General features: G+C 55.9%; 14 protein-coding genes and 1 riboswitch. Of the genes, 13 read left to right on the top strand and 1 reads right to left on the bottom strand.

Annotated features, from left to right (window positions below; genetic code table 11):
• The first annotated feature begins 43 nt into the window (after positions 1 to 43).
• The 9 genes from pyk (at position 44) to JUE67_RS01135 (ending at position 8,316) form a co-directional block, all read left to right on the top strand.
• Positions 44 to 1,810 (top strand): pyruvate kinase, encoded by a 1,767-nt coding sequence (gene pyk, locus JUE67_RS01175; protein WP_203625936.1) that lies wholly within the window; start codon positions 44 to 46, stop codon positions 1,808 to 1,810.
• Between the two features lie 574 nt (positions 1,811 to 2,384).
• Entirely contained in the window at positions 2,385 to 2,852 is a 468-nt protein-coding gene (locus tag JUE67_RS01170; RefSeq protein WP_203625934.1) for a DUF441 domain-containing protein, read from the top strand.
• 11 nt (positions 2,853 to 2,863) lie between these two features.
• On the top strand, positions 2,864 to 3,730 hold the full coding sequence (locus JUE67_RS01165; protein ID WP_203625932.1) for a CvfB family protein: 867 nt from the start codon (positions 2,864 to 2,866) through the stop codon (positions 3,728 to 3,730).
• Between the two features lie 13 nt (positions 3,731 to 3,743).
• On the top strand, positions 3,744 to 4,625 hold the full coding sequence (xerD, locus tag JUE67_RS01160; protein WP_203625930.1) for a site-specific tyrosine recombinase XerD: 882 nt from the start codon (positions 3,744 to 3,746) through the stop codon (positions 4,623 to 4,625).
• A 373-nt stretch (positions 4,626 to 4,998) separates the two neighbouring features.
• Positions 4,999 to 5,391, top strand: coding sequence for an N-acetyltransferase (locus JUE67_RS01155; RefSeq protein WP_125696853.1), 393 nt, complete (start codon positions 4,999 to 5,001; stop codon positions 5,389 to 5,391).
• Positions 5,366 to 6,091, top strand: a complete 726-nt coding sequence (locus JUE67_RS01150; RefSeq protein ID WP_203625928.1) for a segregation and condensation protein A — start codon at positions 5,366 to 5,368, stop codon at positions 6,089 to 6,091. The genes JUE67_RS01155 and JUE67_RS01150 overlap by 26 nt, the downstream gene beginning before the upstream one ends.
• Positions 6,091 to 6,741, top strand: coding sequence for an SMC-Scp complex subunit ScpB (scpB, locus tag JUE67_RS01145; protein ID WP_203625918.1), 651 nt, complete (start codon positions 6,091 to 6,093; stop codon positions 6,739 to 6,741). Before JUE67_RS01150 ends, scpB begins: the two co-directional genes overlap by 1 nt.
• Positions 6,734 to 7,462, top strand: a complete 729-nt coding sequence (locus JUE67_RS01140) for a pseudouridine synthase (RefSeq protein WP_236002611.1) — start codon at positions 6,734 to 6,736, stop codon at positions 7,460 to 7,462. Before scpB ends, JUE67_RS01140 begins: the two co-directional genes overlap by 8 nt.
• A gap of 59 nt (positions 7,463 to 7,521) precedes the next feature.
• A riboswitch (FMN riboswitch) is annotated at positions 7,522 to 7,643 on the top strand.
• Between the two features lie 91 nt (positions 7,644 to 7,734).
• Positions 7,735 to 8,316 (top strand): ECF transporter S component, encoded by a 582-nt coding sequence (locus JUE67_RS01135; RefSeq protein ID WP_125696857.1) that lies wholly within the window; start codon positions 7,735 to 7,737, stop codon positions 8,314 to 8,316.
• Positions 8,317 to 8,413: 97 nt separating this feature from the next.
• On the opposite strand, the gene JUE67_RS01130 is transcribed toward JUE67_RS01135, so the two are convergent.
• Positions 8,414 to 8,656 (bottom strand): ferredoxin, encoded by a 243-nt coding sequence (locus tag JUE67_RS01130; RefSeq protein ID WP_203625914.1) that lies wholly within the window; start codon positions 8,654 to 8,656, stop codon positions 8,414 to 8,416.
• 28 nt (positions 8,657 to 8,684) lie between these two features.
• On the opposite strand from JUE67_RS01130, the gene JUE67_RS01125 reads away from it, so the two are divergent.
• From JUE67_RS01125 to cmk, 4 genes are all read left to right on the top strand, one after another.
• A complete protein-coding gene (locus JUE67_RS01125) occupies positions 8,685 to 9,668 on the top strand; it encodes a helix-turn-helix domain-containing protein (RefSeq protein WP_203625912.1) in 984 nt (327 codons plus the stop codon).
• The gene (locus tag JUE67_RS01120) at positions 9,661 to 11,079 is read left to right on the top strand and encodes a RecQ family ATP-dependent DNA helicase (RefSeq protein ID WP_203625910.1); all 1,419 of its coding nucleotides are present in this window, start codon (positions 9,661 to 9,663) and stop codon (positions 11,077 to 11,079) included. The genes JUE67_RS01125 and JUE67_RS01120 overlap by 8 nt, the downstream gene beginning before the upstream one ends.
• A gap of 55 nt (positions 11,080 to 11,134) precedes the next feature.
• Positions 11,135 to 11,725 carry a LysM peptidoglycan-binding domain-containing protein gene (locus JUE67_RS01115; RefSeq protein ID WP_203625908.1) on the top strand — a complete coding sequence of 197 codons (591 nt, stop codon included), beginning with the start codon at positions 11,135 to 11,137 and terminating at the stop codon, positions 11,723 to 11,725.
• Between the two features lie 156 nt (positions 11,726 to 11,881).
• Entirely contained in the window at positions 11,882 to 12,562 is a 681-nt protein-coding gene (gene cmk / locus JUE67_RS01110; RefSeq protein WP_203625906.1) for a (d)CMP kinase, read from the top strand.
• The last annotated feature ends 59 nt before the right edge of the window (positions 12,563 to 12,621 follow it).

Here is a 12,621-nt window from a genome sequence, read left to right as displayed (position 1 = left end):
TAAAGTCATGTTTATAAAAAATGTCAAAGGAGCGATTTCTTATATGAAAAAGACCAAGATCGTTAGCACGCTTGGCCCGGCGTCAAACACGACGGACATCATTGTTAAATTGATCGAAGCAGGGGCTAACGTATTCCGGTTCAACTTCTCTCATGGGACCCATGAGGAACATCTCGAACGGTTGACGATGGTTCATGAAGCAGAAAAGATCACCGGCAAAACAGTCGGCATCATGCTGGACACCAAGGGCGCCGAGATCCGGACAACGGTTGAGGACACCCCGACTGGCTACATCGAATTTACCACTGGCGATGTGGTTCGCATCTCAATGGATGCTGATCTCAAAGGGACCAAAGAAAAGCTTGCTGTGACATACCCAGGTCTGTATGACGATACTCATGTTGGCGGCCATGTGCTGTTTGATGATGGGCTGATCGACATGCTGATCACTGAAAAAGATGAAGCCAACAAGGAATTGGTCACCACCGTTCAAAACGATGGCTCTCTTGGTAGCCGTAAAGGTGTCAACGCACCTGGCGTCTCCATCAACCTGCCTGGGATCACGGAAAAGGATTCCGATGATATCCGCTTCGGCCTGGATAACGGCATCAACTTCATCGCCGCATCCTTTGTCCGTAAGCCACAGGACGTCCTTGATATCCGCGAATTGCTCGAGGAAAAGGACGCGCTGAACGTTCAGATCTACCCGAAGATCGAATCCCAGGAAGGCATCGACAACTTCGATGACATTCTCAAAGTCTCCGATGGGCTGATGGTTGCCCGTGGCGACATGGGTGTTGAAATTCCGTTTGAACATGTTCCAATCGTTCAAAAGGATCTGATCCGCAAGTGCAACGCAGCTGGCAAGCCAGTTATCACGGCCACCCAGATGCTTGATTCCATGCAGGAGAACCCACGTCCGACCCGTGCCGAAGTAAACGACGTTGCGAACGCTGTTTTCGATGGCACCGATGCGACGATGCTCTCCGGCGAATCTGCCAACGGGAAGTACCCTGTTGAATCTGTTGCTGCCATGGCAACGATCGATGATTACATCGACAAGCAGATCGAGATCGGCCAGCCATATGAACTGAAGGACTTCGGCAAGGAAAGTGTCACCGAGTCTGTCGGCCGCGCAGTTGCGCTGACCGCCGCAAAACTTGGCGTCAAGACCATTGTTGCAGCCACCCAGTCCGGCTACACCGCCCGCATGATCTCCAAGTATCGTCCTTACGCCAACATCTTGGCGATCACGTTCGACGAGAAGACCCAGCGCAGTTTGACCATCAACCGCGGTGTTTTCCCAGTCATCACCGAAAAGCCAGAGGGCACCGATGCGATGTTCGACCTTGCCACCAAGAAGGCGCAAGAGCTCGGCTTTGCTGAAGAAGGCGATCTGATCTTGATCACCGCCGGCGTGCCAGTTGGCGAAAGCGGCACCACAAACGTCATGAAGGTTCAATTGATCGGCTCCAAGCTGGTCGAAGGTTCCGGTGTTGGCGATGAAGCAACGGTCGGCAAGGCTGTCGTTGCGGCAAACGCAACGGAAGCTGCTTCCAAGATGCAAAAGGGCGACATTCTGGTCGTTAAGACCACCGATAAAGACTACCTGCCAGCAATCGAAAAAGCTGCTGCGCTGGTCGTTGAAAATGGTGGGCTAACCTCTCCTGCAGCCGTTGTCGGCATCGCAATGGGAATCCCAGTTGTTGTCGGCGCAACCGACGCAACGACGCTCATCACCGATGGTCAAGTGATCACCGTTGACTCCCGTCGTGGCATCGTCTACAAAGGCGCAACCAACACGCTGTAATACCAGCTCTACAGAAACGTCTGGCGAAATAACGCCAGGCGTTTTTATTTTGGGAAGGGTGTGCAGGCTCGCGGGATGGCCGGGTAGCTAGCTTGGCTTAGGTGCTTGAGGCGCCCTTCGCCTCGAGTGCACAAGACTGCTAGATAGCCCGGGCATGCGAGCCGAAACCCAACTAAAACGGTGTGCAGGTGCGCGGGATGGTGGGGCAGGTAACTTGGCTTGGGTGCTTGAGGCGCCCTTCGCCTCGAGTGCACAAGACTGCTAGATAGCCCGGACATGCGAGCCGAAACCCGACTAAACGGTGTGCAGGCTCGCGGGATGGCCGGGTAGCTAGCTGGACTTGGGTGCTTGGGGCGCACTTCGCCCCGAGTGCACGAGACTGCTAGATAGCCCGGGCATGCGAGCCGAAACCCAACTAAAAGGGTGTGGCGGTGTGCGAGCGTCAAAATACATTCAAACTGTTTACGCATCACGAACACTCCGGCAAAAATCAGCAAATAATTTATGTTAACTAGCTCGACATTGTCCGTCTGAGCAGGTACACTGGTAGATGACAAAAAACTGGAGGGACGATATGGAAAGCTGGTTGTTTTTGCTTGGGGTGATGGCGATCGCCGCTTTTGCGAAGAATAAGGCACTGCTCATCGGCGTTGCCTTTGTGATCGTGCTCAAGGCGCTGCCGCCCCTGCATCCGTTCATGAAATTATTGCAGACACAAGGCATCAACTGGGGAGTGACCGTGATCTCGGCTGCGATCATGGTGCCGATCGCGACCGGCGAGATCGGCATCAAAGAATTACTGAAAACATTCAAGTCGACCGCCGGCTGGATCGCGATCGCCATGGGGGTGCTCGTGGCTGTTTTGTCGGCAAAAGGCGTTGGTCTCTTGGCGGCGAGCCCGGAGATGACTGTCGCGCTGGTGTTCGGGACGATTCTTGGCGTCGTACTGCTCAAGGGTATTGCCGCCGGGCCGGTGATCGCCAGTGGCATGACGTATGTGATCCTCACAGTATTTAATATTCTGCCTGCTGCAGTGAAATAAGGAGAGAAACAATGGACTTTAATGGACAGATCGTGTCGGCGAAGGTCTCTGACCACAATGACAAACAGGTCTTTGCACAGTATGATGGCGTCACGCTTGCCATCGATCGAAACGAATTCGAGACCTTGCCTGAAGTCGGCAGTCTCGTTCAGGGCTTTGCGTATGAAAATCAGCACGAGACGCCGCGCCTGACGACCCATTTGCCAAAGGTCGGGCTGGATCATTATGCATTTGGTACCGTGGTCGAGGTGCGCCGTGACCTGGGTGTGTTCGTGGATGTCGGCCTCGGCGATAAGGATATCGTGGTGTCGCTCGATCAATTGCCAGAGCTGGCGCGGCTGTGGCCGGCGCGTGGCGACCGGTTGATGATCGCCTTGACCATCGACAAAAAGCACCGGTTGTGGGGTCAGTTGGCGGACGAGACGATCATCAATGCGGTTGCCAATCAGGCCAAGCCCGCGATGAATAATCAAAATGTCACCGCGACCGTTTATCGCCTGAAGATCGCCGGGACGCATGTACTCACGGATGATTTTTACCTTGGGTTCATTCATCCTGATGAACGCGATGAAGAGCCGCGGCTTGGGCAAGTGTTGCACGCGCGCGTGATTGGGGTGCGGCCGGATGGGGAACTCAACCTGTCACTTCGCCCGCGTGCCTATGAGGCGATCTCGGACGATGCTGGAATGGTGTTGGCAGTCCTGCAACACACCCAGGATGGCTCGATTCCATATACGGACAAGTCCGATCCAGAGGCGATCAGCAAGGCATTTGGCATCAGCAAGGGCGCCTTTAAGCGTGCGCTGGGCCATTTGCTCAAGGCGCGCCTGATCGTTGAGGTGGACGGTAAGACGATCTTGTTAGCGAAAAAAGAGTGAGGAGGCTGGCTGCATGGATGATCTGATCGCAGATTTCGTGCATTATCTCGATGTTGAGCGGGGCCTGGCGAAAACCACGCAGACCAGCTATCAGCAGGACTTGCGCGAGTTTTCCGCGTGGCTTGAGGCGCAGCAGATCCAGTCAGTGCCAGAAGAGCGGCAAGTGATCGAAGAATTCTTGGCGGCCCAGTCGACACTCAAGGCGGCCAGCTCGATGAGTCGCATGATCTCGGCGATGCGAAAATTCTATCGCTATTTGATGCGTGAATCCCGCATCACCGAGGACCCGATGGCGTTGATCGATTCGCCCAAACCTGCGCAGCATTTGCCAGCGACGTTGACCACGCCGGAAATCGAGCGGTTGATGGCCGCGCCAGATACCGCAACGCCACTGGGGCTGCGCGACCGCGCGATCTTCGAGTTGATGTACGCGACGGGCCTGCGCGTGTCTGAAGTCGTGGACCTTCAGCTAGGCGAGATGCACTTGGCGCTGAATCTGCTTCAGGTCACCGGCAAAGGCGATAAACAGCGCATTGTGCCGATCAGTCCCCAAGCCGTCGAGTGGGTTCAGCGCTACCTCGACGTTGCCCGGCCGCCTTTGACGAAAAAAACGGCGCCGGACGAGGTCTTCGTGAACTTTCATGGTCATAAGCTGACCCGCCAAGGCATTTGGAAAAACCTGAAGGCCTATATCGCTGCGTTGAATATTCAAAAAGACGTGACGCCGCATACCTTGCGCCACAGTTTTGCGACGCATCTGCTCGATAATGGTGCGGATCTGCGCGTGGTGCAGGAACTCTTGGGGCATAGCGACATTTCGACCACGCAGATCTACACGCATTTGAGCAACAAGAAACTCGTCGAGGTGTACCACAACACACATCCGCGTGGGTAAGTGGCGTTGAATGCGGCAAGGCGGGTGTTAGCTTTCGCGCCGCGGTGGGAATGGAACCGTTTTACCTTTTTAACGTGTTTCTTCTATTATATAGAGCGTTTTTGGGGAAGCGTTTTGAGGCGTGGGCGAAATAGACTTGGAAGCAAGGGTGCTGCATGACCCTAAACGCTCGGCTACGCAGCCTTTCCAGTTGGGCTTCGCCGAGCAGGGTCCTGACATCTAGGCCATCAGCCACTCGAGGCGAAGGACGCCTCAAGCGTCTGATGGACCTAGCTGCATGACCCTAAACGCTCGGCTACGCACCCTTTCAATTTCCACGACCGCTGTTTTATGGTACAGTATGCTCGAGAGTGAAGCTAATGTGGAGGCTGTTATGCTGACGAAATACAAGAATGATTATGAGAAGATCGCGATGGGATTTCTCTCCTTCGCGCCGGACTTGAAGGACATTGACCATTTGCGCAGTGAACTCAAGCTCTACACGGAGGATGAGGGGCATGCCCTTTATCTTTACCGTGAGCAGCACAACGCCGACTTTGTGGGGATCGTCGGTGTTGAGACAGGGGATGATTTTGTCCTCGTGCGTCATCTGTCATTGTCGCCGAACGTGCGCGACCAGGCGACGCAGTTTGCGGTGCTCGACGATCTAGCTGGCCTTTATCGCGATAAGCGGCTGATGGGCTCATTGGAGTACACACCGTTGATCTCCGCATTTTTGCAATACAGAAAAGAGGATCTGCATGGCACTGACACTGGTGCTGAATGACTTTTCGGGGCCGCTGGATCTCCTGTGGCACCTGATCAGAACCAATGAGATCGATATATACGATATCCCGATCGCAGAGATCACCAGTCAATACCTCAATTACCTGCACCAGATGCAGCAATTGCGGCTGGATGTGGCTGGTGATTATTTTGTGCTGGCGGCGAGCTTGATGGCGCTGAAAAGTCGGATGCTCTTGCCTCAACCGGAGGAGGTCGATCAGCCGGCTGAAGAGTATGATGATCCACGTGCAGACCTGGTTGCGCAGCTCTTGACGTATCAGGTCTATCAGAACGCGGCCAAAAATCTGCAGGAACGCGAGACGCAGCGCAGTTTATCGTATGCCAAGCCAGCGTCTTTGCCGACCGCGGATGTCCATGTTCCGATGGCGCCCGGCGCGATCAAGCTGCGTGACCTGACCACGGCTATGCAGCGTGTGGTTGCCCAACAGGTGGCCACCGCGACAACCATCGCACACATTGAAGCGGAGCCTTTGTCTGTGCAAAATCGCATCGCGGAGGTACTCAAGCAGCTGCATGAATGCGGCCAGTGCGATTTTGCCAAACTGGTCTCACAGCCGACGGTCGATGGGGTGGTGACCACTTTTCTGGCCATTCTAGAATTGATGAAAAATGATCAGATCGATTGTGCGCAGGACGCGCCATTTGAGCCGATCATTGTGACGTTGAAGGAGGCGAGCTGATGCACGGGGTGATCGAAGCGGTGCTTTACACTGCCGGTGAGGCCGGCGTGACGCTGGAAGATTTCGCGCAGGTGCTCGGTATTTCAAGTGCGGCCATGCGCCAGCAGCTGGATGATTTTCAAGAGGCGCTGGAACACGACGATAGCCGCGGAACCATGGTGCGCGTCTCCGACGACCGCTATTTCTTGGTGACCAAGCCCACCTATGCCGACACGTTGCGGCATTACTTTTCCGGTCCGCCGGCGCAGGGTTTGTCTCAGGCAGCGCTTGAAGTCCTGGCCATCATCGCCTATCAGCAGCCAATCACGCGTCTGGAGATCGATGATGTGCGCGGGGTCCAAAGTAGTGGGGCGCTGACCACGCTGGCCGCGCGTCAGCTGGTTCGAGAAGCCGGCCGCAAAGACGCACCGGGGCGGCCAATTTTGTACGCCACTTCCGATTTTTTCCTGGATTATTTCGGGTTGAAAAATTTGGATGCGCTGCCGCCTATCGACCAGGCGCCTGAGGGTCCGCAGCAGGTGGACCTGTTCAAGGACTTCAATGATACATTCAGTGACGATCAAAAGACCAGCGATCAAGATAACACGGATCAAGAACCTGAAGATCAAGAAAACATGGATCAAGAAACGGAGGCCAGCGATGGTGAATGAAGAACGATTGCAAAAGGTGATCGCCGCAGCCGGCGTCGCATCCCGGCGCCATGCGGAGGTGCTGATTCAAACGGGGCATGTGCAAGTGAACGGCCAGGTGGTGACGACTCTTGGCACCAAAGTCACCCCAAAAGATGAAGTGATGGTCGATGGCGTGCCGCTGGGCAAAGAGCCACTCAAGCACTTCCTGTTTTATAAACCCCGCGGCGTGATCACGGCGGTCAGTGATCCCAAGCACCGCCGCGTTGTCACGGACTATTTCGAAGACGAAACCGTGCGCTTGTATCCGGTCGGCCGACTGGATTACGATACGTCGGGCCTGCTTTTGATGACTAACGACGGCGAATTTGCGAACATGCTGATGCATCCGAGTTTTGGAATCGACAAGAAATACGTCGCGAAGGTGCAGGGCATCCCGACCCGGTTGGACCTCTTGCCGCTGAAGCAGGGCCTGACGCTGGATGGCAAGCACCTCGCGCCGGCCAAGTATAATATCTTATCCAGCGACAAGAAAAAGCAGACCGCGATCGTTGAGCTGACCATTCATCAAGGCATCAATCACCAGGTCAAAAATATGTTCAAGGCGGTCGGCTTTCCCGTGATCAAATTGGCGCGGGAACAATACGGCGCGCTGACTTTGCAGGGCCTTCAGTCGGGGGATTACCGACCGCTGAAGCCGGCGGAGATCGCGGACCTGAAAGCACTTGCACAAAAGGGTTGATTTCATCAGCTTCTTGGGTTACTATCTTTTAGTGAGCAATGCTCATAAAATAAAATATGGTTCGTCTTCAGGGGCAGGGTGAAATTCCCGACCGGTGGTGAAAGCCCACGACCCGCGCAGTGCGCGGTTGACTCGGTGTGATTCCGAGGCCGATAGTATAGTCTAGATAAAGAAGATGGGGCTTTTTTGAACTCGCATTCAAAATAAGACCCGCTCCCCTGTTGGAGTGGGTCTTTTTGCTCCTCTGAAGCGGCCGCATGGAGGGTTTTTCTATGTCTGGTCAAAAGTTGCACCGCTTAGTCGGCATCGCGCTGCTGGCAGCCGTGGGGTTTGTCCTACAGCTGTTCATCGCGTTTCCGATCATTCCGGCGTTTCCGTTTCTCAAGCTGGATCCATCTGATCTGGCTGTGTTGCTTGGGGGCTTCATTTATGGCCCAGTAGCGGGCATCGGCGTCGCATTTTGCCGCAGTCTGTTGCATTTTCTCATCACCGGGCCGAACCTCATCAACTTGGTGGGGGATCTCGCGGCGTTCATCGCGAGCGTTGGCTTCATGATTCCGGTGGTGCTCGCGGTGCGCAAGGGCAACAGCATGTGGCATCAAGTCGGCGGGCTGATCGGTGGCACGTTCAGTCTGACGGTCATCATGAGTTTCCTGAACTGGGTCGCCATCATGCCAATGTATCTGGCCGTGATGAATTTCCAGCTGGGGATGTCCACGACCAAGTACGTCCTGATCGGTGTCGTGCCATTCAACCTGATCAAGGGGGCTGTGATCTCCGTCCTGTTTTTCGCCTTGGCGCATGCGATGATGCCATGGCTGGAAAAACAGCGGGCGCTGCACCCGGCGCGGTAAGTTAGACAACTAAACAGGCGGTTAGTCGACAACCATGCAGTTGCCGGACTAGCCGCCTTTTTGTGTGCGTCAAAATGTCAAACGCCGCGCCAGCGCCTCACCCCTGATCCGCGGAAAATGGTTGGTCGCTGCGCGTGATCGCATGGGTCGGGCAGCGTCGGTACGCGATCTTGAACGCGACTTGTTGAGCGGCATCAAGCGGCACGCTGCCTGTATTGCTATCGGGCTGGTAACTGGCGATGCCATCCGCGTCATAGGAAAAAAGCGTCGGTGCCAGCATTTGACATAAACCGCAGGCGATGCACATTTCTCGGTCCACTTTCGCGTATACTATTGTCATAAGAATTCCTCCAAAAGGACTGATCGCGATGCTCACAGCACTCTTACTTCAATTATTTGGTGACGATCCGCGCCGGGAAACGGGCGTTTATTTGCTGCTGACCGGCAAACGGACCGTTTCGGTGCTGTATGCCGGCCTGCGTGCGCACATTTTGCAATGGCTCCTTTTGTATCCTACGTTGGCCCGCGCAGATTATCAAGCCGCGATCGCCCAGTTGATTCGGGCCGGGGCCTTGGTCAAAACAGACAGCGGGCTGATCGTCACAGATAAAAACGCGCAAGTGCGCGCGGCGCAGGTGATTCAGTTACCAGCCGCATACCGCCCGTGGATGGGCATGACTGCTTTTGATCAGCGCCTGACGCTGGCGGTGCAGGCGGTCTCGGAAAATGGCGCGGGGGTGCGCCACTATCGGCCTGCGGTGAGTGATTGGGGCGTTCAGCAACAGGTGCGTCGCTGGTACCAGGGGACCCAGCCCCGCGTATTTGCCGACGAGTTGCAGGGGCTGTTCGAGGCGCTGCCCCAAGATGCCGGGGATGTGCTTGCGGCTGGCTTCATCGGCCATGCGTTTGTCGGCAGTGCGCAGGCTGATCTAGCCACTCAGATGCGGCGAACTCAGGCCCTGGCGCAACTGGTCACACGGCTTGATGAAGACCCGCAGCGGTGGCCTCAGACCGCTGCGCTCTGGGGCGGGCGCCAGCCGATTTTTCCACGGACCCAGACGCAGATCGTGGACCTGCTTGATCAGGGCTTCTCGCGCGAGGCAATCGGTCAGCGGCTTGGCGTGCGGCCCAGCACCGTGAACGAGCACCTCCTGACCGCCGCGATCATGGGCCAAGCCCTGCCACTTGAGGGCCTCTATCCCGCTGCAATCAAGCACGCATTCGATCAGGTGCCCGATCCCACCGAGACGAATTATCAGACGCTGCTCTCGCAAGTGCCCGCCAGCGACTTTTTCCAGGTGCGGTTATTTCAGATCTTGCAATTTCAAGGAAGGTGGCCAGGCAATGACTGACCTGGATGCGATTCTCCAGCAAAAATTTGGCTTTTCTGCGTTTCGCCCCGGCCAGCGCGAATTGATCGAGGCGGTCTTGCGTGGCCAAGATGCACTGGGCATTTTGCCCACCGGCAGTGGCAAAACGCTTTGTTATCAATTGCCGGGGCGCCTGCAGCCGGGCCTCGTCATTGTGGTCGAACCGCTGCTGGCGCTGATGGCAGATCAAGTGGCGCGGCTTCAGGCCCGCGGCGAGCGGCGGGTGGTGGCGCTGGGCAGTGACCTGAGCCCGGATGAAGCACGCTTTGTGAAACTGCATCTGGCGGATTACCGCTTTTTGTTCATCTCCCCGGAGATGCTGTTGCGCGGCGATGTGCAGGCGCTTTTACGCCAACTGACGATCAGTTTATTTGTGGTTGACGAGGCCCATTGTATCTCGCAGTGGGGCCCGGATTTTCGGCCGGCCTACCTGCAGCTGGGTCACGTGATTCATGCTCTCAAGCCGCGCAGCGTGTTGGCGCTGACCGCCACGGCCCCCAAGTGCGTGCAACAGGATATTATCAATGGGCTCGGGCTCCGGCAGCCGTTTGCGTTCATCGCCTCAGTTGATCGGCCCAATATTTTCATGGGCGTGATGCAGGTGGCAGACGCGCAGGCGAAACAATCTGAATTGCTTGCGGCGACCCAGGCCGTGCAGGGACCAAAGATCTTGTACTTCGACCGCCGCCAGCAGGCCGAAGAAGTGGCGGCCCAGCTCCAGGAAAAAGGCCAGCACGCCGCTTTTTATCATGCCGGTATGACCGCCGCGTCACGTGAACTCGTTGCCCGGCAGTTCATGGCCGATCAGCTCGATGTGATCTGCGCCACCAGCGCGTTTGGCATGGGCATCGACAAGCCCGATGTGCGGCTGGTGTGCTATACCTATCTGCCCGAATCGCTTGAGGCCTTCACCCAAGGCATCGGTCGGGCGGGGCGCGATGGGGCGCAAAGTGCGGCCTTGCTGCTGCTCGCCCCGACCGACATGGCGCGCGCCAGCCAGTTTGCGTCGGCGCTGCCCGATGCCAAGATGATCAAGACGATCTTCGCGCATCCGGAGCTTTACACCAAGATGAATGACCCGCAGATCGACTTGATCGAGGCCTATATCCAATCCGGTTTTTCGGAAGCCGAGACCCTGGCGAAGCTGACCGCTCGGCTCGCCGAAAAACAAGCCAGTTTGCAGGCCATGGTGGGATTCGTCAATGCCCTTGGCTGCAAACGGGCCGCGTTGGTCGCGCATTTTGATGACCCGTTGCCCGCCCATACCGATCTGTGCTGCGGCGAATTAACGCCGGCCGTGATCGCGCAGCTGGCCCCGGCCGCCGCAGTCCAGACGCAAGCGCCGCAAGCCTGGCAAGCGGTATTTAAGCAGATATTTACTTTTGCCAACTAATATTACCAGGCCGGCTATGCTACAATAAGATGAGTTTAGTGAGGAGGATCGTCACATGCACAATACCCCAGATAAGCCGACCAAGCCGAAGCAGGCGGAGGAGCAGCCATGGGCCAAGCAATTCGATGACGACCAAGACGACGCTGGCAATCTTTCCCGCGTGGCATCACGGCGGAAAAAACACGGCAATCGCCTATTATGGGTCATCCTATGGGTACTTTTGGCGCTGGTGGTCATCGTTCCGGTGACCTACCAGGTGCTCAAGACAAATTCGGTCAACTCCGGTGGCAACTATGCCGGCGAAAAGATCGTGGTCGACAGCTCAAAGAAATCATCATCGAGCAGTAAACAAGCCAGCTCGAGCAGCAGCACCGTTTCCAAGTCGTCGAGTCGCAAAGCGTCCAGCAGCCAGTCATCCAGTAGTTCGGTGGCGAAATCAAGCAGCTCCTCTAGCGCAAGCAGCTCATCCTCAAGCGCCAGTTCCAGCACTTCTGGGATGACGACTTACACGGTCAAAGCGGGTGAAAATCCTTACCGCATCGCGCTCAACCATGGCATGACGCTGGCAGAATTTTACGCGGCGAACCCGGGCGTTGAGGCAAATGGTCTGACGCCAAATCAGCAAGTGAAAGTCAAAGCCCAATGATCTCACAGATTGAGTCGGTGACGGCTCAATTTCTTTGGGGAAAAAAGAAGTGGGCCAACTGTCGGGTTTGATCTGACAAGTCGAACTTCGCAAGTAGTTCTAGTTTTACACATCGCAACCGCCAGTCTTCGCACTGGCAAAAAGGAGACGTATTTCATGCAGATCGCCATTGATGGCCCGGCCGGCTCCGGGAAAAGCACGATTGCCAAATTAGTCGCAACAAAATTAGGGTTCATCTATTGTGATACGGGCGCCATGTATCGCACCGCAACCGTGATGGCCTTGCGCAAGAACTTGCCCCTGGACGATGAGGCGGCGATCATGGACCAGCTCAAAGACCTGACCATCACCTTTAAGCCAAGCGCGGAAGGACAGTTGGTGTTCATGGACGGGGAGGACGTGACCCTGGCCATTCGGGAACCCGACGCGACGAATAATGTCTCGCAAGTGTCCGCCTTGCCGCAAGTCCGTGAAAACATGGTGGCTCGTCAGCGCGAGATCGCCGCGAACAATGACATCGTGATGGATGGCCGCGACATTGGCACCACTGTTTTGCCAAATGCCGAAGTGAAAGTGTTCATGGTCGCGTCTGTTGCCACGCGCGCCCAGCGCCGGCACAAGGAAAATGTTGAAAAAGGGATCATGACCTCCGTGGCCGATCTTGAAAAAGAGATCGCCGAGCGTGACCGCAAAGATTCAAGTCGCGCCGTGTCGCCATTGCGCAAAGCGGCGGATGCCGTTGAGATCGATTCGAGCAACATGACCATCGATGAAGAAGTGGCCGAAATTTTGACGCTGGTGAAAACTCGTCGCGGCGCAAATGAAACTGGCAGATAAAGTATTGGTAATTTTGTCCTGACTCAGGTACAATATGCTTTGTATGACAGTCGTATAGG

The sequence above is a fragment of the Lacticaseibacillus mingshuiensis genome, assembly GCF_016861785.1.
GTDB classification, from domain to species: Bacteria; Bacillota; Bacilli; order Lactobacillales; family Lactobacillaceae; genus Lacticaseibacillus; species Lacticaseibacillus mingshuiensis.
Note: the sequence above shows the minus strand (reverse complement) of the source record. Positions and strands in the feature narration are given on the sequence as shown.